Below are 21,015 nucleotides of genomic sequence, written 5' to 3' on the forward strand. Positions count from 1 at the left end.
CACAAAGACCAGTTTAGATCTCAGAAATGTCGCCCTCAAAAATTGGTTCATCCCCAGACATCAAGGCAGCATTACCGCCAGCCGCAGTCGTGTCGACGCACAAATGCCGCTCAAGCAAGACATGTGCCTCATCAGGCAGCGTGGTAATCAAAGGCAAAATCGGACCACTACGTTTGGCCAAAGCTTTGCCATAAGCTGTCGCATTTTGCCCCCAGTGCAGAACCCCTGAAAACCCAGTGAGGGCAGTCAGAGCGTCAGGTTGCAATGTACCGTTGACGGCCACCGCTACACCGCCATGTGCTTCTACCGCTTTGACCTGTTGCTGCACGGCTGTCTCACCTGGGCCAAGGCATAAAATAGGGGGGCGCGCACTTGCGGTGAGGGTGTTGGTCTCACCTGTTGGTCCTGCCATCACTTGGGTCTTAAGCGGGTCATGAGACATCGCTTTGGTCGCTGCGTTGATCTGTGATTGCACTGCGTCGACATTCGCGACATCTACCCATGTTTGCGATGTTGTCTGTGCTTCATTTTTACACATGCGCAACAAATAACGCGGTCCGCCAGCTTTCGGCCCTGTACCAGAAAGCCCTTCGCCGCCAAACGGTTGAGACCCAACAACGGCGCCGATTTGATTGCGGTTTACGTAAATGTTGCCTGCATGAATGCGATCTGAAATGGCTTGAACACGGCCATCGATCCGTGTGTGCAACCCAAAAGTCAGCCCATAGCCCGTCGCGTTGATATCACCAATTACCGTGTTGATCTGGTCTGTTTTGAACGTCGCAACGTGCAGCACAGGCCCAAACACTTCGCGTTCCAGCGCCGCTATGTTTTCGACCTTGATGAGTGTTGGGGCAATATACGTGCCTGTGACGGCATCTGGTACACTGAGACGGTGCAGCACTTGCCCCTTTGCATCTGCCGCATCGATATATTGGGCGATTTGGCGTTGGGCATCCGCATCAATCACAGGGCCAACATCCGTGGATAAATCCCAAGGATCGCCAAGGCTCAATTCATCCATGGCCCCTTGGATCATTTTGATCAGATTTGGCGCGATGTCTTCTTGGATGTACAAACACCGCAGGGCTGAGCATCGTTGACCTGCTGATTGAAACGCAGAGGCCACAATATCGCGTGCGGCCTGTTCTGGCAAAGCAGTGCTGTCGACGATCATCGCATTCAAACCACCGGTTTCGGCAATCAGCGGCGCTCCAGCGACAAGGTTTTGCGCCATGCTTGACCGGATTTTTAGCGCGGTGTCCGTTGATCCTGTAAAGACCACACCGCCGATGCGTGGATCAGATGTCAAAGCTGCGCCGACCGTGCCGCCAGAGCCGGTTACAAGCTGCAAGGCACTGCGCGGCACACCCGCTTGGTGCAACAGATCAACAGCCATCGCGGCCACAATAGGGGTTTGTTCCGCAGGTTTCGCCAACACGGCATTGCCGACAGCCAAAGCTGCACTGACTTGGCCCGAGAAAATCGCCAGTGGGAAGTTCCACGGTGAAATTGCAGTGACAATTCCAAGCGGCTGCGTGTTGTTTTGTGCTTCGGCTTCGTCTGCATAGTAGCGTAAAAAGTCCACAGCTTCGCGCAATTCGCCCACGGCATCGGGCAGTGTTTTGCCTGCTTCAAGTGCCAAGATAGCAAAGAAATCTCCGAAAGCTGATTCAAACAGATCCGCCGCTTTGCGCAGTACGGCTGCGCGTGCGCTTGCGGGGGCATCCCATGGGGTTGCCGTTTCGATTGCCGCTGAGACCATAGATGAATCAGTGTTCAAAATGGTGCCAATTGTTTCGCCTGTGGTCGGGTTTTTAATCTCAGTGGGCGTGCCACCTTTTGGACCAAACACAAGCGATGTTGACTGACAGATCGGTGCTGCGTTTCGTGCCGCTTCGATGTCTAGCAAGGTATTTTCATCGGTCAAATCAAACCCGCGAGAGTTACGGCGCTGCGGGCTAAAAATCTCGTTAGGTGCGAGCAGACCTGCAGGAGCTTTGGCCGTTTGAATGCTGGAAAATGGATCGCGGGCGATTTCCTCTGGCTTGACAGCTTCGTCAACGATTTGGTTCACAAATGATGAGTTCGCCCCGTTTTCAAGCAGGCGACGGACCAGATATGCCAGCAAATCTTGGTGTGCGCCCACCGGTGCGTAAATGCGACAATGGGTTTTACTATCGCGCAAAACGATATCGTGCAGACGTTCGCCCATCCCGTGTAAGCGCTGGAATTCATAGCCTATTTTTCCGCCCATATCTTTAGCCAATTCCAAAACGGCTGCGACCGTATGGGCGTTGTGTGTGGCAAATTGCGGATAGATACGATCCCCGTAGCCCAGCAGCTTTTTGGCATTGGCGATATAACTGACGTCCGTTGCGGTTTTTGACGTGAACAAAGTGAAATCTTGCAGACCTTCGACCTGCGCATGTTTCATTTCCGTGTCCCAATACGCGCCTTTGACCAACCGTACCATGATCTTGCGATCTAGGGTTTGCGCGGCCTCATACAGCCAGTCAATGACAGGTCCAGCGCGGCGCCCATAGGCTTGCACGACCACACCAAACCCATCCCATCCCGCAAGCTCAGGGTCTTGCAAAACAGCACGGATCACTTTGAGCGACAGCACCAAGCGATCTTGTTCTTCGGCATCAATGTTGAACCCCATGTCTGCGGCCCGCGCTTGACGCGCAAGGCCTTGCACAACTGGCACCAATTCTTGCATGACGCGCGCTTCATTGGCGACGTCATAACGGGGGTGCAATGCGGACAGTTTCACCGAGATACCCGGATTGGCTTGCACAGATCCTTTGGTACAGGCCGAAGCGATTGTGTGCATCGCGTTTTGGTATGACTGCGCATAGCGCTTGGCATCTGCAGCGGTCATCGCGGCCTCACCCAGCATGTCATAGCTGTAGGTGTAGCCTTTTTTCTCAAGGTCTTTGGCACGCCCAAGCGCTTTGTCGATGGTTTCTCCCAAAACAAATTGCCGGCCCATTTCTTTCATCGCGCGGCTGACAGCGGTGCGAATGACAGGTTCGCCCAAACGTTTGATGGCACCACGCAATGTGCCCGCGATCCCGGGTTTTTTGTCGTCCAAAACGCGCCCTGTCAGCATCAAGGCCCATGTGGACGCATTCACCATCGATGATGACGCTCCACCCAAATGCTTGCCCCAATCAGAGGGGGCGATTTTGTCTTCGATTAGGTCATCGATTGTCTCGCGATCTGGCACTCGCAGCATGGCTTCGGCCAAGCACATCAACGCCACGCCTTCGCGTGTGGACAGGCCGTACTCAGCCAGAAAGTGTTCCATCAAAGAGGGGGAATCTTCGCGTCGAATGCGGCGGATCAGATCGGCAGCCGTGGCTGAAATCTGCTGGCGCTGTTGTGCGGGCAAGTCCGCTTGCGCGATCAAATCACCCAACACATGTTGTTCAGGGCGATACTTTCCGTCGCAAAGGGCGAGGGGCAAAGGCAAAAAGGGAGAAGGTGTGAACATGTTGCGATTCCAAGGGTGAGTGGTCTGATTTCCTATAATATTTCATTTTATGTATTCGGTCTGGTTTATTTTGTGTAATATACAGGTCAATCGTGCTGAAATATTTAAGTTTGGTGGTATATATGAGCAAAGAGCTTGATAGCTATGATCGAAAAATCCTAGATGTGTTGACGGTCGATGCCCGCATTTCACTGACGCTTTTGAGCCAAAAAGTCGGCCTGTCGAAAACGCCTGTCGCGGCGCGGGTCAAGTATTTGGAAGACACAGGGCTGATCACAGGGTATCGGGCGATTTTGTCGACCAATCAATTGGGGCTCAGCCATATTGCATTTGTCGAGGTCAAGCTGGATGACACTCGCGAAAAGGCGCTTTTAGAATTCAACGCTGCGGTCAAAATCGTCCCAGAAGTCGCTGAATGTCATATGATCGCTGGCGGCTATGATTATTTGCTCAAGGTGCGCACCAGCAGCATCGAAGCGTACCGCGAAGCAATGGGGCAACGGATTTCCACTCTGCCGCATGTCCAATCTACCTCTACATTTGTGGCGATGGAAACCGTGGTCGAACAAACCAATCCGCGATTAAGTTCGCTGTAGGCACATCATCTGCGGTGCTGGGCGTAAATAGACCTTGCTATGTGGGTCTGTGGCTTGCGATGTATTGGGCATTGTCGCCGCAATAATACGTTTGGATCACTATGTCTTATTCCCAGTTTGCCCGTGCCTTTTGTCGCGCTGTTTTATGCGCTGGGCTGAGCATCTGCGTCATGGCCACGTCCGCGTGGGCCGACACGATCACCGTGTTCGCAGCCGCAAGTTTGAAAGCGTCTATGGATGATGTGACTGCTGCCTTTGAAGACAAATCAGACCATAAGGTGCAAACCTCTTATGCAGGTTCATCGGCCCTTGCACGGCAAATTGAACAGGGTGCGCCAGCGGATGTTTTCATAAGTGCCAACGTGGGTTGGATGGATCATTTAGAGGCCCAAGACCTGCTTGTCCCCAAGTCCCGCGTCGCGCTTTTGACCAATGCACTGGTGTTGATATCTCCTGTTGATATGGACGCCGACGTGGACCTGTCCCGAAATGCCAGCTTGATAGAGGCGCTTGGTGATACACCCTTGGCGATGGCCTTTGTCGATGCTGTGCCCGCGGGGATTTATGGCAAAGCGGTGCTGACATCGCTTGGTCTGTGGGATGCGGTGTCGCCAAAAGTGGCCCAAGCCGACAATGTGCGCGGGGCCTTGGCACTTGTTGCGCGGGGCGAGGCACGTCTTGGAATTGTTTACGCCACAGATGCCCGCGCAGAGCCACGCGTATCTGTCGTCGCAACGTTCCCCTCTGACAGCCATGCACCAATTGTATATCCCGTCGCGGAAATTGCGCCATCCTCACAAGGCGCGCAAGATTTTATGACCTATCTGGCGTCTTCTGAAGCACAGGCCATTTTTGAGTCCCATGGTTTTGGGTTGGTTCATTGATCGCCACACTGGGATTTTCTCCGACAGAGTGGCAAGCTATTGGCCTGTCGCTGAAAGTGGCCTGCATTGCCACTGTGTTTAGTTTGCCGTTCGGTATTTTTGTCGCTTACGCTTTGGTGCGGTGGAATTTTTACGGCAAACATTTCTTGAATGGTTTGGTGCATTTGCCGCTTGTTTTGCCGCCTGTTGTGACGGGATACATATTACTCGTCATTTTTGGAGTGCGCGGACCGATTGGCAGTTTTTTGCAAGATTGGGGTCTTGTTTTCGCCTTTCGTTGGACTGGTGCCGCACTGGCCGCTGCTATTATGGCGTTCCCTTTGATGGTGCGCGCTATTCGATTGTCACTTGAGGCGGTGGACCCAAAATTGGAACAGGCGGCCGCGACGCTAGGCGCATCTCGGTCTTGGGTGTTTTTGACCATCACGCTGCCCTTGGCTGTGCCGGGAATATTGGCGGGCGCGGTTTTGGCCTTTGCCAAGGCGCTGGGCGAATTCGGCGCGACGATCACCTTTGTGTCCAGCATTCCGGGCCAAACCCAAACCGTGCCTTCAGCGATTTATGCGTTGTTGCAAGTGCCGGGCCAAGAAGGCGCGGCACTGCGCCTTGTGGCGGTTTCTATCGTCTTGGCAATGGGGGCTTTGCTGTTTTCCGAAATCTTGGCGCGCCGCGCATCAAAACGGGTGGATGGCGCATGAGTCTTTTGATTTCAGTGCACCATAAATTTGGTGACTTCATCCTTGATGCAAAGTTCGAAGCGCCCAAAGGGCTGACGGTTTTGTATGGCCGTTCTGGTTCTGGAAAAAGTACCATCATCAATGCCGTCGCGGGCTTGTTGCGTCCGCAAAAGGCGCAGATCACCGTGGGATCGCAAGTGTTGCAAGACAGCGATGCACGCACTTGGGTGCCGCCGCACAAGCGCCGCCTTGGCTATATTTTCCAAGACAGTCGCTTGTTTCCACATCTGTCGGTTGCGGGCAATCTCGACTATGCAGCGCGCGCCTCAAGGCGCTCAATCGACACCGCTCACCGTGCGCAGGTGATTGATATGTTGGACATCGGCGCATTGCTGGCGCGCCGGCCTATAGCGCTTTCTGGCGGTGAAAAACAACGTGTCGCAATCGGGCGTGCGCTGCTGGCTGATCCGCAGGTGATCCTAGCGGATGAACCCTTGGCATCTTTGGACGGCGCGCGCAAAGCAGAAATTCTCCCTTATTTTGAACGTATCCGTGATGAAACGGACATTCCGATTCTCTATGTGACACATGCCGTCAACGAAGTTGCGCGCTTGGCCACAACCGTTATCGCGCTTGAAAAGGGCAAGGTCCTGCGCCAAGGCCCCGCGCGCGATGTTTTATCCGACCCACGTGCCCGCCCGATGGGATTGGGGGCCGTTGGCGCGGTTTTGGATGCTGTGATTAAAGCGCACCACGATGATGGGCTGACAGAACTTGACGCTGGCGGGGCTGCGTTTTTCTTGCCGCATGTGGCGCAGCCGATTGGTGCGAAAGTGCGCGTGCGCTTACCTGCTTCAGATGTGCTTTTGGCCCACCAACGCCCCTCGGGTCTGTCTGCACTAAATATTGTCTCAGGACAGGTTGAGGCGATACAAAACACATCCGAGTCTGGCGCGATTGTGACACTGTCGACCTGCGCGGGGCCAATTTTGGCACGTATCACCCAAAGGTCCGTGCGCGCCATGGATTTGCGTGTGGGCAACCCGTGTTGCGCCATCGTTAAAACGGTGGCGATTGCCTCTGATTTAGGCACTGATCTGGCTTAACGCGCACTGCCTTTTTTCAACAAATCCGCGACACTTGCCGCGCAAAACAACACTGCGGCAACGCAAACAATGGTCGGACCTGTGGGCGTGTCAAAATGAAACGCAAGTTGAATGCCCGCGAGCACTGACACCATGCCAATGCCCACAGCCAGCACGGCCATACGTTCGGGCGTGCGCGCGAAAGGCCGCGCTGCGGCGGCTGGGATCAACAGCATCGCAGCAATCAGCAAAACACCAACCACTTTGATCGCAACGGCAACCACCATCGCCAACGCGAGTGATAAAATCAGTTGTTCGCGGCGTGGTGAAATCCCCGCAGCCGAGGCCAGATCAGGGTTGAGCGTTGCAGTCAAAAGCGCGGACCAGCGAGTCAAAAGCAACAGCAGAACCAATGCTGCCCCACCCCAGATCACCAGCAAATCCATGCGCCCAACTGCCAAAATATCACCAAACAAATAGGCCATCAAATCAATGCGTACTCCGTCAATCAATGACACCGCCACAAGACCAAAAGCCAGTGAACTGTGTGCCATCACGCCCAGCAACGTGTCCATCGCATAGCCGCGACCGCCAAGCGCCGACACCGTCAGCGCCATGATCAAGGCGACAGATAAAACCCCGCCAAAAATCGACACGTTAAACGCCAATGCCAACGCCACACCTAAAATTGAGGCATGGGCCGTGGCATCACCAAAATAGGCCATGCGCCGCCAGACAACGAAACACCCCAAAGGCGCTGCAGCCATCACCACACCCAGACCGGCCAGCGTGGCGCGGATCATGAAATCATCAAGCAGGCTCATGGGTGTTCCTCATGCGCGATGGCATCATGTGAAGCGTCATCGTGTGATTGGTCATGATCGTGTGTGTGTTCATGCGCGCAGCTCTCATCATGGGTGTGGCTGTGTTGGTGACGATACAATGCCAGTGCGCCGTGCGTGCCCGAGCCAAACAACGCGCGGTATTCTGGGGCTGAGGCAACCGTTTCAGGGGCCCCTTCACAACAGATATGCCCGTTCAAACAAATCACTCGATCAGAGGCGGCCATCACCACATGTAATTCATGACTGACCATCAAAACAGCGCAGCCAAACTGTTGGCGTACCTGTTCAATCTGTGCATAAAAATCAGCAGACCCGGGTTGATCTAGACCTTGAGTGGCTTCGTCCAAGATCAAAATATGTGGGTTGTTCAGCAAGGCGCGGGCCAAAAGGACACGCTGAAATTGCCCGCCAGAAAGAGCGGTCATTTGCCGTTTGGCCAGATCACCCGCGCCCGCATCGGTTAGCGCTTTTGCCGCGACGGCATCGGTCACGCGGCGCGGCAGGCTTAGGAAACGGCGCACTGTTAAGGGCAGTGTCGGGTCGATGTGCAGCTTTTGTGGCACATATCCGATGCGCAAATTCGGCGCTTTCGTGATCGTGCCACCTGTTGGTTTGATCGCCCCCACAAGTGTGCGCAGCAACGTCGATTTTCCTGACCCGTTTGGTCCAACAATAGTGACGATTTCACCGGGCACCAAATCCAAGGTGACGTCATGCAGCGCAACTTTTGCGCCAATGTGAACGCAGACGTCTTTCAGCGATATAAGCGGTTGAGGCATGGTTTAGGCGCTCGCAGTTTCGGGGCGGCAATTGGGGCACAGCCCTTCGGCCTCAAGAATCGCACGTTCGATTTGGAAACCTGTTGAGTCTGCGATGCGCGCAATGCGACCTTGGGTCAGATCGGTTTCGGCCTCGGCAACTGAACTACAGACGCGACAAATCAAAAAGGCAGGTGTGTGTTCTTCGGCTGGATGAGCACAGGCAATAAATGCATTAAGGCGTTCAATTTTATGAACAAAGCCATGTTTTGTTAAAAAGTCTAAAGCGCGATAGGCAACGGGGGGTTGCGACCCAAGACCTTCTTCACGCAGGCGGTCCAGCACTTCGTAAGCTCCCAAAGCGCGGTGTTCTTCCAACAAGATTTCCAAGACGCGTTTACGCACCGGAGTGAATTGCAGACCTGCCGATATACAGTGCGCGTCAACGGTTGTGACGGTGTCTTTGATGCAGCTGTCGTGATCGTGGTGTGCGAATCCGATGGGGTCCATGACGTGTCCTTTATTCATTTGGGGGGTTGATATGTTATATTGTGACGTATATCAAGTGGTATGTTATAGTGTAACAGGATAAGCCCATGCCACGCATTCTCTCTACAATCACAGTTCTTACGTTTTGTGCATCTCCCGCGCTTGCCGAGGTGCCTTTAGTCGCTACAGATATCGCGCCGATCCATTCGTTGGTCTCGCAAGTTATGGGCGGGTTGGGGGAGCCCAGCCTGCTGATGTCCCAAGGTGCATCGCCCCATGATTACGCCCTACGCCCGTCTGACGCAAAGCATCTGCAGCAGGCTGATGTGGTGTTCTGGACGAGTGATAATCTGGCGCCGTGGTTGGGAAAAACGATCACGACTTTAGCGCCAAACGCGGTGTCGGTGCCTTTGGCCGAATCTGAAGCCAGCCTTAAAATTTCATTCCGCGAAGGCATGACGTTTGATGATCACGAGCATGGCACGGGCGAGGGTTATGTGGATCATGATGAAGAACATGACCACCATGACGCGGATGACGACGGCCATCACGATGCGGATGAGCATGACGAACACGGCGACGAACACGTGGATGCGCATGAGGAACATCACGATGAACACGGTGATGATCATGACGATCACGACGACGATAATGCCGAAGTGCACGATGAGCATGGTCACGATCACAGCGGCACCGATCCACATGCATGGCTTGACCCGCAAAACGCCATTATCTGGCTTGATCTGATTGCGCACACCCTGTCTGAAATCGACCCTGATAACGCCCAAACCTATGCCGACAATGCGGCCCTGTCTCATGTGGCACTCGAGGATATGATCAAGCGGATTGATACCCAATTGGCCGATGAGCATGATCTGAAATTCGTCGTCTTCCATGACGCGTATCATTACTTTGAGGCCCGCTTTGGCCTTTCTGCTATGGGTGCCATTTCTTTGGGCGATGCCGCCGCGCCAAGCCCGATGCGCATTGCCGAACTGCGTGACAAGATCACCGCACAAGGTGTCGATTGCGTTCTGTCCGAGCCACAATTCAACGCAGGACTGGTTGATACGCTTTTGGAAGGCACCTCAGCCGCGCGTGGCGTGATTGATCCTTTGGGTCAAAATATCGCCCTTGGGCCTGATTTTTACCCCGCTCTGATCCAAGGTGTCGCTGATAGTTTCGATGTGTGTAGATAATTCTGCGTAACGCTGCGCCGTGCCCTTGTTTGTAGGGCGCGGCGTCTTTACATCTCACCGTATGAAAAAATGGATCCCTTTTGTAAAATCGGCCCCGCGCGTTAGCGTGGTACGCCTAAATGGTGCAATCATGACCCGCCAAGGTGGGCTTAATGATCAATCTTTGGCCGCAGCGATCGAACGCGCCTTTAAGCGCGGTAAACCCGATGCTGTCGCCTTGTCGATCAATTCGCCCGGCGGCTCGCCTGTGCAATCGTCATTGATCGCAGCCCGCATTCGCCGTTTGGCCGATGAAAAAGAAATCCCTGTCTATGCTTTCGTCGAAGATGTGGCCGCCTCTGGGGGCTATTGGCTCGCTTGTGCAGCCGAAGAAATCTACGTCGATCCATGCTCTATTGTCGGCTCCATCGGAGTCATCTCGGCGGGGTTCGGGTTTGACAAACTGATCGAAAAACACGGCGTAGAACGGCGCGTTTACACGGCTGGAAAATCCAAAAGCCAGATGGACCCGTTCAAGCCTGAAAATGCGGCCGATGTGAAACGTATCAAATCACTGCAGGTCGAAATCCACGATGCCTTTGTCGCGCATGTGCAAGCCTCGCGTGGCACAAGATTGAGCACTGAAACCGAACTGTTCGATGGCTCGTTTTGGACCGGCACCAAAGGCGAATCCTTGGGGTTGGTTGATGGCATCGGCCATCTCATTCCAATGATGAAAGACATCTACGGCGATCAGGTTCAGTTTGCGGTCTATGGCCCTAAAAAACCAATATTTCAACGTTTTGGCGCACAGTTGAGTGCCGCGTTCACATCTTCAGTCGAAGAACATGCGCTTTGGGCGCGCTTTGGGCTTTGACATGATTTTTAAAATCATCACGTTGTTTCTTGTCGCCATGATGGTGCTGGCTCTGTTCGGAAAATTCCGATTTCCGGGACAAGACAAACTCAAAGCACTGACCTGCAAAAAATGCGGGCGGTATAAGATAGGTAAAGGCCCTTGTGCCTGTGAAAAGGGCAAGTTTTAATGGACTTTATTCTCGCGTGTGTTGGTTTGGTTGTGTTGCTTTTGGCGGGGGATGCTTTGGTGCGCGGGGCGGTCAATCTGTCTTTGCGGATCGGTATTCCTGCCTTGATCGTCAGTCTGACCATCGTCGCCTTTGGCACCTCTGCGCCAGAACTGCTTATTTCTGTTTCTGCCATCCGTGAGGGTGTGCCCGGCTTGGCGTTGGGCAATGTGATCGGGTCAAATACGGCGAATATTTTGCTGGTGCTGGGCATTCCTGCTTTGATCACCACGCTGCATGTGACTGACAATTCCACCCGTGCCAGTTATCTGCAAATGCTTGCGGGCACGGCACTGTTTATTGGATTGGCTAGCTTTGGGTCGTTCACTTGGGTGTCGGGTCTTGTGTTGCTGGCGGCCTTGGCAGCCATGTTGACCCACGCGGTCTACGAGGTGCGCTGCCACCGTCGCAATACGGCTATGGCCTGTCTTGAAACCATCGCAGCAGAAAGTGCAGTTGAAGATCTCGAAGGGGCTGATCCCGATCTACCATGGTGGAAAATCATCGTCTTTTTGATCGTGGGCCTCATCGGCCTGCCCATCGGCGCCGAGCTTTTGGTCAATGCGTCAACAAATATAGCCCGTGAACTTGGCGTGTCTGAAACCGTGATCGGCTTGACACTTGTGGCCATCGGCACCTCTTTGCCAGAACTTGCAACCACTGTCATGGCCGCTTTGCGCAAGCAGGCAGATGTGGCGTTTGGCAACGTAATTGGGTCGAATATGTTCAACCTTTTGGGTATCATTGGCGTGTCCAGTCTGATTGGCGAACTGCCCGTTGCCCCTGAATTAATGCGCTTTGATATTTGGATCATGCTGGCGGCATCGCTGTTGTTAGGTGTTTTCGTGCTCAAGAAAATAAATATCACGCGGGTCTGGGGAATTATCTTTACAGCACTCTATGTTGGCTATGTTGTGAGTGTCTTGCTCTAAGGGGGCAACATGATGCGAAATCAAAAAGCACTGGTGACAGGCGCGGGAAAACGTATCGGGCGTGCAATGGCGTTGTCACTTGGGCAACGCGGATTTGATGTCGCGGTGCATTTTTCCAATTCGCATGATGAGGCCAATGAGGTGGTCGACCTTTTGCACGCTATGGGCGTCAAAGCGGCAGCCATTCAGGCAGATTTGTTGATTGAGGCCGAGACCCAAACCTTGGTTGCGCGCGCGGCCGCCGCGTTGGGTGGCCCGCTGACATTGCTGGTCAACAACGCCTCTATCTTTGAAAATGACGCGTTGGGCACAGTCACCCGTGACAGTTGGGATCGTCACATCGAAAGCAACCTGCGCGCGCCTGTGGTGCTTACCCAAGCCTTTGCTGCGCAGGTGCCTGAACTGGGTTTCGATTCCCAAAAAGAACCTGTGGCCACAGGGCTGGTGATCAATATGGTTGATCAGCGTGTGAACAATTTGACCGCAGATTTCACCAGTTACACGATTGCCAAGATGGGGCTTTGGGCCTTTACGCAGACCGCTGCACGGGGCCTTGCGCCGCGTATTCGGGTCAATGCGATTGGCCCCGGTCCGACATTGCAAGGCGCGCATCAAACGCCGCAAGACTTTGCGCGTGAACGGGCAGAAACAGCGCTTGGGCGTGGGGCAAATACATCAGATATCACAGCCGCTTTGGACTATTTCATTGATGCTATTTCCGTCACAGGACAGCTTATTTGCACGGATGGGGGCCAGCATTTGGTGTAAAGCCCTGTGAGGGTTAAGGCCCTGAATAAGCGGCATATCGCGTCTGTGCGACAAAAGTTGTGCACCTAGCCCCTCAAATGGATTTGAATGTTACTAAAATGTAAACAAATTCAATGATTTGACGGAAGATTTTAAAAATACATAGAAAAATCAATGACTTGAAAATATGCCTAATTTTAAGGCATTTGCGTGAAATCGCTTAAAACAAAGGAAAAACGCACCTTCCAGGAGAGTTATCATCAGGGTTATCCACAGAAATGGTGGATTTGTTTCCTCTTGCTCTCCCTGCCATAAGGTTGCAGCTAACACGGGAATCACAGCAGAGTGCAGATGACGGACGACACCCAGCCAACAGCCGCTAAAGATGTTCCAAAAGGTCACAAAGTGATCGAGGGATATTTGCGTACGATCGATGGGTCGCCCGGCGTGTACCGGATGCTCGATCCTGAGCATAAGGTGCTGTATGTGGGCAAAGCGCGGCACCTGAAAAACCGTGTGTCCAGCTATGCGCGTCCGCATGGCCACTCTGCCCGCATCGCGCGGATGATCTCTGAAACCAGTCAGATGATGTTCCTCACCACGCGCACCGAAACCGAAGCGCTGTTGCTTGAGCAAAACCTGATCAAGCAACTCAAACCACGCTATAATGTGCTGTTGCGCGATGACAAAAGCTTTCCCAATATCATGGTCACCAAAGACCACGACTTTCCGCAGATCACCAAACATCGCGGTAAAAAAGCACGCAAGGCGGCCTATTACGGACCCTTCGCATCTGTGGGCGCGGTGAACCGGACGCTGCACCAACTTGAGCGCGTGTTCTTACTGCGCAACTGTTCCAACAGCGAATTCGAGGGTCGCACACGCCCGTGTTTGCAGTACCAAATCAAACGATGCACAGCGCCCTGCGTCGGCAAAATTTCCAAAGACGATTACATGGAAATGGTCAACGACGCTGAAAAGTTTTTGCAAGGCAAAGACAAAAGCGTGCAGCAACGCTTGGCCGCGCAAATGCAGGCGGCTTCTGACGCTATGGAATTTGAACGCGCGGCAGCCCTGCGTGACCGCATCAAAGCCATGACCCAAGTGCAAACAGCCCAAGGCATCAATCCGCGTACAGTGACCGAGGCCGATGTCATAGGTTTGCATATGGAAGGCGGGCAAGCCTGCGTTCAGGTGTTTTTCATTCGTGCCAATCAAAACTGGGGCAACCGCGATTTCTATCCGCGTATCGCCGCAGACAACAACGCCAGCGAAGTGCTGACCGCCTTTATCGGGCAGTTCTACGACCAAAAAGATCCACCAAAGCAGCTGATCTTGTCCCACGGCATCGAAGACATGGACTTGATGCAAGAGGCGCTGACAGAAAAGCTGGGCCAAAAGGTCGACATCATTCACCCGCAGCGGGGCGAAAAATCGGAACTTGTCACCTTTGCCCTGCGTAATGCTCGCGAAAGCTTGGGCCGTAAAGTGTCGGAAAGCGCCGCGCAAACCAAACTGCTCAAAGGTGTGGCCGAAGCTTTCGATCTGCCACAAATGCCGACCCGTATCGAAGCCTATGACAACTCGCATATCCAAGGGGCCCATGCCGTGGGCGCGATGGTTGTGGCGGGGCCTGATGGCTTTATCAAATCGCAGTACCGCAAGTTCAACATCAAAGATACCGATCTGACCCCCGGCGATGATTTCGGCATGATGAAAGAGGTGATGACACGCCGTTTCAAACGCCTGCTGAAAGAAGACCCCGAACGCAAAGGCGATACATGGCCAAGCTTGCTGTTGATCGATGGTGGTGCGGGGCAGGTGTCAGCGGTGCAAGAAATTATGGACGCGCTGGGCGTGGCTGACATTCCGATGGTCGGCGTGGCCAAAGGCGAGTTTCGCGATCACGGCAAAGAAGAATTCCACCGCACAGGCAAGCGTCCCATCGCCTTGCAACGCAACGATCCTGTGCTCTATTTCATCCAACGTATCCGCGACGAAGTGCACCGTTTTGCCATTGGCACCCACCGTGCAAAACGATCTAAAGCGCTGATTGCAAACCCGCTTGATGGTGTGCCTGGTGTGGGCGCGACCCGCAAACGCGCGCTCTTGGCACATTTCGGATCGGCAAAAGCTGTGGCGCGGGCCAATCTGGCAGACCTGAAAGCCGTCGACGGTATTTCAGGCACAGTGGCACAAACCATTTATGACTTCTTCCATGAAGGCGATTGAACAGGTAAAGAGAATACTATGACATGGAACATCCCAAATATTCTCACCGTCTTCAGGCTGCTTTGCGCGCCTGCAGTCGCGATCGCCTTTCTCGCTTTGCCGCATCCAATTTCTGATTGGGTCGCCCTGATTTTGTTCGGGGGGGCATCGCTCACCGATTGGTTCGATGGCTTTCTCGCACGCAAATGGAATCAGATGAGCAAATTCGGCACCATGCTTGATCCCATCGCGGATAAGGCCATGGTGATCACTGCAATTGCTGTTTTGGCGATGAATTTTGGCCCTTCACCGTTGATCATCGTGCCCGCCGTATTCATCTTGCTGCGCGAAACATTCGTGTCAGGCTTGCGTGAATTTTTGGGCGAAACAGCGGGGCTTTTAAAAGTCACCAAACTGGCCAAATGGAAAACCACGACCCAGATGGTCGCCATCGCGGTTCTGTTTTCGTATGGGCTGTTTGCGCATTATTTGGGCATGGGCACTTTCGGCATGGATGGCGCGACGATGAGCGCGATTTTGGCGGGTGAGATATCTGACGAAACGGGTCTGCGCCTAAGCTTTTATGGCGCAATGTTGTCTTATAATGGCGGTATCATTTTACTCTGGATCGCTGCGGTTTTGACCGTGATCACCGGAATTGATTATCTGCGCAAAGCCATGCCGTTTTTGACCGAGGACGCGTGATGATCGACGTGGTCTATTTCGCATGGGTGCGCGAACGCATCGGCGTGCCGCGCGAACAGATCGACACCACGGCTGCGACCGTGATGGACCTTGTGACCGAATTGACCGCGCGCGAAGACCGCTACGCTTTGGCCTTTAGCGACCTCGACAGTTTGCGGGTTGCTGTGGACCAAGAGTTGGTTGATTTCGATGCGCCACTGGTTGGCGTGCGCGAAGTCGCATTTTTCCCACCGATGACGGGCGGCTGATCATGCGAGTCTCTGTGCAATCCCAAGACTTTGATCTTGCGACCGCGTTGCATGGGTTCGGGACCGCCAAAAACACTGGCGCGACCGTTACCTTTACAGGGCTTGTGCGCGACGATACCGGTCAGTTGGATTACATGGAAATCGAACACTATCCGGGTATGTGCGAAAACGCGATTTTGAAGATTGCGCAAGACGCTGAGCAGCGCTGGGGGTTGACCGATTGCTTGGTCATTCACCGCTACGGCAAGCTGAACGTTGGCGCGCAAATCATGATGGTTGCCACAGCAGGGCGTCACCGTGTGGACGCTTTTGACGCTGCCACATTTTTGATGGATTATCTAAAATCCAGAGCGCCGTTTTGGAAAAAAGAAGTCAGTCTGGGGGGCGCATCGTCAGAATGGGTGTCCGCCAAAGACAGCGATGAGACCGCGCTTAAACGTTGGTAATCATTGCCTAGGGACAAGCGCATTTAGGTGGATTTGAAACCTGCCATACAAATGTCCGACACATAGCTGACAGATATCAGACGCCCAGCATACGGTTTGCAGACGTCATTTTCCGCTGTTTATTCGGCGTTTTGACGCTCAACATAGGTGCGCAATTCTTCGGCTTCGTGGCGGGCTTCACGTAGGCCTTCCATAGCGGCGCGCAGCTCTGCTTCGGTTTGGGTTTGCTGGTTGCTCATCTCGGCTTCGCGTTGCTGATAATAGGTGATCGCTTGGTCGCGTTGCTCTTCGGCTTCGTGCAATTGCTGGGCCATTGTATCGAGATCAGACATGTCGCCATTGCCCACGCGAACAAAGCGGTGGATCATCCAATGTGTGAACCAACCCATTAAAAAGGCTATGAAAAGAACGATCGCCGTTGCGATGATGAGTTCTATTCTATTCATTGTTTTCCCCGTTCGTGTCTTGTGTGGCCGTGTCGCTTGTTTGTGTATCTGTTTGGGCGGCGTCATCCAAGAGTTTAAAGGTAATGCGGCGGTTGGCTTCGCGACCTTCTTCGGTGTCATTGTCCGCGATAGGTTCCTCTTCGCCGTAGCCTTTGGCGGTAAATTTAACCCCGATGACACGGCGCCCCAACAAGGCATCCAGCACGGCATTTGCGCGTGCTTGGCTCAACTGTTGGTTCATGGTTTCGCGCCCTTGAGAATCGGTGTGACCGCCGATTTCCATTTGCATATCTTCGCAGTCTTTCAGCGCTTTCGCGAGGCGATCGAGTGTATCATCTGCCGATGAATCTACATCTGTAGAGCCCGGCGCAAAAACGATTTTCCCATTTGAAATAATGCTGTTAGCGGAATCGACGCATTCTTGCGGTGTCGGCAAATTCAAAATTGGATCGAGCTTTCGAATGTATTTGACCGTGATGTCATACTCTTGCGCATCGCCAAGTCGCGAGGACAACAAACGGGTGATTTCAGCGTTTGCAGTTGGGTCGCCAGATTCGCCGCGCACATAGATTTGGTCGTCGTGTACCGTGACAGATCCTTGGTTCAAATGGCTGAGCACATCGACTGATGTCATCACTCGGGTTGACCAGTCGCGTGGTAAATCAGCATCGATGCGCATGGCTGAATAGATTGCTTGTGATCCAAAAGCTGCACCTGCAAGGGCTTCTGTGGCAATACGGCTGCGGTCGTCTGGTACGCGCCCACGCAGTTGCACTTGCCCCTCAGGGGACCGCAGAGCGACGAATTCGTTTATGTCTTCCTTGGCCACCTCATCAGTGCTGACAGGCAGGGTGGTGTGCAGAGAAAACGTGTCTGGGAGCGCGGCTTCTAAGTCGCCTGCAACGCGGTCCAAAACCGCTTCACTGGTGCCTTCCGCTGCGATCAAAGATACGTCCGCATCCGAAAATGTGATAGAGCCGCCGCCGAGTTGTTGGACGGCACGCATCCCTGATTCGACTGCATTTGCCCAAGAGGTCGAGGGCGCACCAAGACCAACAATACAGTTTGGATCATCGATCCCCATCGCTTTGGCTGCAGCCAATAAACGCGCATGTCCTTGAGGTGTTTCTGCTGTGCAAGCATCAAACCGTGCACCGTCTTCGTCGATCAAAAAGCGCGCTGTGAAAGGCGTAATGACAGGGCGTGGTGATGTGATATTGATCAAGGCAACCACACCGCTTGGCGCGTTGGCTTGCAAGTCGCGTTCGAAATTGGCTTTTTGTTCTTTGCTGTCGGCGAGCGCAGTAATATCGATCCGGTCCGCAGCCAGAGATATTTTGGATCGCTGCAAAAGTTTGATCGCTTCAACGCCAAACCTTGTGACCTCGGCCCAGTGCTCGGGTTCATCATAGTCCGCATGCTCAAGCAAATCTGCGACGGAACCTGTGCCGCCAGCTTTTTTGAGCGTTTCGATAAAGCGCTCACGATCCCAAGAGGTTGGCACCAAACCGATCAAGGAAATCCCTTGGTCATTGCGCAAAATTTCAATTGAAAAATGTGGAGGGGGTGTGACCTCTTGTTCGGCTATGCCCATCACATTCATAACGCGCGCGGCATCAACAACATGGCCAGCGGCGCGTTGGGCTGCCAATTGCGCCGCTTCATTTGGCGCATTGCCGGTCAAAATAACCTGAAGCCCATCGGCATCGACCGTGACCCATTCGAACCCTGCAAGTTCCATTTGAGCGGCGACCGCACTTTGCGATGTGCGCTGAATGGTGTTTGCTCCAATGGAGGCTGCCCCAAGGGACAAAATAGCTGCAGCGCAAAACGCGCCAAGTACGGGTAGTAGAGAGGAAAGGCGCATGAGGGCTTCTGTCCGTTTTTTCGCTTGTACTGAACGTCTTAGGGGGTCTGGCCGCGCGCTGCAATCACACGAAGACAGAGATGGCAAGAAACAGCGCAGCCAACAGGCCTGCATTGCGGTTTGAGCGGAACAACATGAGACAATTGTCAGGGTTATCGATGTCGAGTTTGCTGAGCTGCCATGTCATGTGCCACCCCATAGCCCACGCCCCGCCAAGTGCTAGGATCAGTGACAACATAGATCCGGTGATCAATGCTTCAATCACAGCCGCGGCGAACAAAATGATTGAGATAATCAAGAATCGTTTCAGCCAACGCGCAGTGCCGATTCCAAACAATCGTGCCGTAGATTTTATGCCGATCAGGGCGTCATCATCTTTGTCTTGATGGGCATAAATGGTGTCATAAAATAGCGTCCATGCGATGCCAGACAGGTACAAAAACACAGGGGCCGCGCTGAGATCGCCTGCGACAGCGGCATAAGCCAACAAGGCGCCCCAGTTGAATGCGAGACCCAAAAATACTTGCGGCCACCACGTAAAGCGCTTGGCAAACGGGTAAACCGCAACTGGAATGAGCGACACAAACCCAAGCACAATAGCCAGTTGACCAAAGCTGATCAAAATACAAAAGGCGATCAGGCATTGGATCGCCATCCACAAGGCAGCTTGTTTGGTAGTGATTTGACCTGATGGCAGAGGCCGGCTTTTGGTACGTGCGACTTGTGCGTCAAATTTGCGATCTGTGATATCGTTCCATGTACAGCCCGCTCCGCGCATCAGCCACGCGCCAAATGCGCAGCCGACCATGATCCAAACAGTGCGCAGTGTCAGCTCTTGTGCCACTGAGGCCGCCAAAAGCGCGCCCCACCAACACGGCAATAACAAAAGCCATGTTCCAATCGGTCGATCAGCCCGCGACAGGCGCAAATAGGGCCGCGTCCAAGCAGGGGCACGTGTGTCCACCCAGTTGTCTTTGACAGCATCGGCGACTTGACCTGTTAAAACTTCATCTTGCAGGTCTGGCGCTTGGCGTTTGTCGGTCATATGTATTGTCCATGGTTCAAGCTAAAGTCAGACTCTTTGTAGATCACCCACTGTCCCAAGGGCAAACTGTTCCCCTTGATAAGGACCAGTCAAATTACCTTTTTGCCGTGATGCGGCTGAAAGAGGGCGCATTTGTCGCGCTGTTCAATGGGCGTGATGGTGAATATCAGGCCGAAATCACCGTGGCCAACAAGCGTGGCGGTGAACTTGTGTGTCATGCGCAAAGCAAACCTTTGCTAATGCCGCCCGATCTTTGGCTTATGTTCGCGCCGATTAAAAAAGCGCGCACTGATTTTATCGTTGAAAAAGCTGCCGAAATGGGGGCAGCCAAAATTCTGCCCATCAATACTGATTACACCAATTCCGACCGTATTCGCCAAGATCGCTTGCAGGCCCACGCGCTTGAAGCGGCTGAACAATGTGGTGGCACCTATGTGCCCGAAGTGACGGAGTTGCAAAAACTCGACCGGCTTTTGGCTGATTGGGACCAGACGCGCCAGATCATGTTTTGTGACGAAGCTCTGGTGGGCGCGGCCGAGGTGCTTGGGGCTGTCAAAGGCGACAAATGGGCCATTTTAATCGGGCCTGAAGGCGGGTTTTCCGCTGCGGAACGGCAAAAGTTACATGATCTGCCATTCGCACACCCTGTTTCATTGGGGCCGCGTATCTTGCGCGCAGACACCGCTGCAGTGGCCGCAATGACGGTTTGGCAGCAGCATTTGGGAGATTGGTCATGATCCGTACCGAAGTGCGTGCAGCAGCGTGGCGTCTACGCGAGGTCATTTTGGCCGTTGGTTTTATGATCTTGTTTGCGTGGTGGGCCATGGCCAGCTTTGGTTTCATTCGGTGGCTGGCTTTTGGCCTAGTGGCGATATGTGTCATCATCGCTTTCGCTGCCTTTCAACGGGCGCGGTTTGCGTCGCACGGGCAGGGTGTTGGTGTGGTTGAAGTCGATGAAGGCGTCGTGAGCTATTTGACTGCGTACACTGGCGGTCAGGTGGAAATTGAAGCGTTGACCTCAGTGATCCTGATTCCTGCACACAGGGGGGCTGCGCACTGGCAGCTTGAAGCACCGGGGCAAATCCCACTGAATATCCCGCTGGACGCTGTGGATGCCGAAAAGTTGTTTGATGTTTTTGTGTCTCTTGATGGGATCGAAACTGAACGCATGCTAAGGCAAATTAAAGAGACGCCAAAATCGCCAGTGGTGATATGGCGAAAACGCACACTCGCTCTGCATTGACTTCGCAGGGCGCTTGGCACAACTGT

21 protein-coding genes are annotated in these 21,015 nt (G+C 53.6%); 14 read left to right on the forward strand and 7 right to left on the reverse strand.

The features are described from left to right. Nucleotides 1-13 precede the first annotated feature (13 nt). Nucleotides 14-3,502, reverse strand: coding sequence for a bifunctional proline dehydrogenase/L-glutamate gamma-semialdehyde dehydrogenase PutA (gene putA, locus BM025_RS15050; protein WP_085850359.1), 3,489 nt, complete (start codon nt 3,500-3,502; stop codon nt 14-16). 122 nt (nt 3,503-3,624) lie between these two features. Here putA and BM025_RS15055 point away from each other — a divergent pair, with 122 nt between their 5' ends. The 4 genes from BM025_RS15055 (at nt 3,625) to modC (ending at nt 6,765) form a co-directional block, all read left to right on the forward strand. Continuing rightward, nucleotides 3,625-4,098: an Lrp/AsnC family transcriptional regulator gene (locus BM025_RS15055; RefSeq protein WP_085850360.1), complete on the forward strand. Its 474-nt coding sequence runs from the start codon at nt 3,625-3,627 to the stop codon at nt 4,096-4,098. A gap of 101 nt (nt 4,099-4,199) precedes the next feature. After that, on the forward strand, nt 4,200-4,982 hold the full coding sequence (gene modA / locus BM025_RS15060; RefSeq protein WP_085850361.1) for a molybdate ABC transporter substrate-binding protein: 783 nt from the start codon (nt 4,200-4,202) through the stop codon (nt 4,980-4,982). Beyond that, nucleotides 4,979-5,680, forward strand: a complete 702-nt coding sequence (modB, locus tag BM025_RS15065) for a molybdate ABC transporter permease subunit (RefSeq protein ID WP_370738067.1) — start codon at nt 4,979-4,981, stop codon at nt 5,678-5,680. Before modA ends, modB begins: the two co-directional genes overlap by 4 nt. Beyond that, nucleotides 5,677-6,765, forward strand: a complete 1,089-nt coding sequence (gene modC, locus BM025_RS15070) for a molybdenum ABC transporter ATP-binding protein (RefSeq protein ID WP_085850362.1) — start codon at nt 5,677-5,679, stop codon at nt 6,763-6,765. Before modB ends, modC begins: the two co-directional genes overlap by 4 nt. Here the strand turns inward: modC and BM025_RS15075 are convergent. Genes BM025_RS15075 through BM025_RS15085 form a run of 3 tightly spaced genes read right to left on the reverse strand, consistent with a single transcriptional unit; the run spans nt 6,762 to nt 8,857 of the window. Next, nucleotides 6,762-7,568, reverse strand: coding sequence for a metal ABC transporter permease (locus BM025_RS15075; protein ID WP_085850363.1), 807 nt, complete (start codon nt 7,566-7,568; stop codon nt 6,762-6,764). The genes modC and BM025_RS15075 overlap by 4 nt on opposite strands. Continuing rightward, nucleotides 7,565-8,368, reverse strand: a complete 804-nt coding sequence (locus BM025_RS15080) for an ATP-binding cassette domain-containing protein (protein ID WP_085850364.1) — start codon at nt 8,366-8,368, stop codon at nt 7,565-7,567. Before BM025_RS15080 ends, BM025_RS15075 begins: the two co-directional genes overlap by 4 nt. Before the next feature lie 3 nt (nt 8,369-8,371). Next, a complete protein-coding gene (locus BM025_RS15085; RefSeq protein WP_085850365.1) occupies nt 8,372-8,857 on the reverse strand; it encodes a Fur family transcriptional regulator in 486 nt (161 codons plus the stop codon). An 86-nt stretch (nt 8,858-8,943) separates the two neighbouring features. On the opposite strand from BM025_RS15085, the gene BM025_RS15090 reads away from it, so the two are divergent. The 8 genes from BM025_RS15090 (at nt 8,944) to BM025_RS15125 (ending at nt 16,388) form a co-directional block, all read left to right on the forward strand. Continuing rightward, nucleotides 8,944-10,035, forward strand: a complete 1,092-nt coding sequence (locus BM025_RS15090; RefSeq protein WP_085850366.1) for a zinc ABC transporter substrate-binding protein — start codon at nt 8,944-8,946, stop codon at nt 10,033-10,035. Nucleotides 10,036-10,096: 61 nt separating this feature from the next. Further along, nucleotides 10,097-10,891 carry a S49 family peptidase gene (locus tag BM025_RS15095; protein ID WP_085850367.1) on the forward strand — a complete coding sequence of 265 codons (795 nt, stop codon included), beginning with the start codon at nt 10,097-10,099 and terminating at the stop codon, nt 10,889-10,891. Nucleotides 10,892-11,059: 168 nt separating this feature from the next. Further along, nucleotides 11,060-12,031: a calcium/sodium antiporter gene (locus BM025_RS15100; protein WP_085850368.1), complete on the forward strand. Its 972-nt coding sequence runs from the start codon at nt 11,060-11,062 to the stop codon at nt 12,029-12,031. 9 nt (nt 12,032-12,040) lie between these two features. Beyond that, nucleotides 12,041-12,799: an SDR family oxidoreductase gene (locus tag BM025_RS15105; protein ID WP_085850369.1), complete on the forward strand. Its 759-nt coding sequence runs from the start codon at nt 12,041-12,043 to the stop codon at nt 12,797-12,799. A 330-nt stretch (nt 12,800-13,129) separates the two neighbouring features. After that, on the forward strand, nt 13,130-15,010 hold the full coding sequence (uvrC, locus tag BM025_RS15110; protein ID WP_085850370.1) for an excinuclease ABC subunit UvrC: 1,881 nt from the start codon (nt 13,130-13,132) through the stop codon (nt 15,008-15,010). Between the two features lie 18 nt (nt 15,011-15,028). Then, complete coding sequence (pgsA, locus tag BM025_RS15115; RefSeq protein WP_085850371.1) at nt 15,029-15,694, forward strand: CDP-diacylglycerol--glycerol-3-phosphate 3-phosphatidyltransferase; 666 nt, start codon at nt 15,029-15,031, stop codon at nt 15,692-15,694. After that, on the forward strand, nt 15,694-15,942 hold the full coding sequence (gene moaD, locus BM025_RS15120) for a molybdopterin converting factor subunit 1 (RefSeq protein ID WP_170842203.1): 249 nt from the start codon (nt 15,694-15,696) through the stop codon (nt 15,940-15,942). The genes pgsA and moaD overlap by 1 nt, the downstream gene beginning before the upstream one ends. Before the next feature lie 2 nt (nt 15,943-15,944). Beyond that, nucleotides 15,945-16,388, forward strand: coding sequence for a molybdenum cofactor biosynthesis protein MoaE (locus BM025_RS15125; RefSeq protein ID WP_085850372.1), 444 nt, complete (start codon nt 15,945-15,947; stop codon nt 16,386-16,388). A 119-nt stretch (nt 16,389-16,507) separates the two neighbouring features. Here BM025_RS15125 and BM025_RS15130 read toward each other — a convergent pair whose 3' ends face one another. The 3 genes from BM025_RS15130 to ubiA all read right to left on the reverse strand — a co-directional run bounded on the left by BM025_RS15130 (nt 16,508) and on the right by ubiA (nt 19,746). Beyond that, on the reverse strand, nt 16,508-16,834 hold the full coding sequence (locus BM025_RS15130) for a hypothetical protein (protein ID WP_085850373.1): 327 nt from the start codon (nt 16,832-16,834) through the stop codon (nt 16,508-16,510). After that, the gene (locus tag BM025_RS15135; protein WP_170842204.1) at nt 16,827-18,701 is read right to left on the reverse strand and encodes an OmpA family protein; all 1,875 of its coding nucleotides are present in this window, start codon (nt 18,699-18,701) and stop codon (nt 16,827-16,829) included. Before BM025_RS15135 ends, BM025_RS15130 begins: the two co-directional genes overlap by 8 nt. Nucleotides 18,702-18,765: 64 nt before the next feature. Continuing rightward, on the reverse strand, nt 18,766-19,746 hold the full coding sequence (gene ubiA, locus BM025_RS15140) for a 4-hydroxybenzoate octaprenyltransferase (RefSeq protein WP_085850375.1): 981 nt from the start codon (nt 19,744-19,746) through the stop codon (nt 18,766-18,768). Between the two features lie 11 nt (nt 19,747-19,757). Here ubiA and BM025_RS15145 point away from each other — a divergent pair, with 11 nt between their 5' ends. After that, nucleotides 19,758-20,483 carry a 16S rRNA (uracil(1498)-N(3))-methyltransferase gene (locus BM025_RS15145; protein WP_085850376.1) on the forward strand — a complete coding sequence of 242 codons (726 nt, stop codon included), beginning with the start codon at nt 19,758-19,760 and terminating at the stop codon, nt 20,481-20,483. Beyond that, on the forward strand, nt 20,480-20,989 hold the full coding sequence (locus BM025_RS15150) for a hypothetical protein (RefSeq protein ID WP_085850377.1): 510 nt from the start codon (nt 20,480-20,482) through the stop codon (nt 20,987-20,989). Before BM025_RS15145 ends, BM025_RS15150 begins: the two co-directional genes overlap by 4 nt. Nucleotides 20,990-21,015 lie beyond the last annotated feature (26 nt).

This window comes from Pacificibacter marinus (assembly GCF_900109555.1).
Lineage (GTDB): Bacteria > Pseudomonadota > Alphaproteobacteria > Rhodobacterales > Rhodobacteraceae > Celeribacter > Celeribacter marinus_C.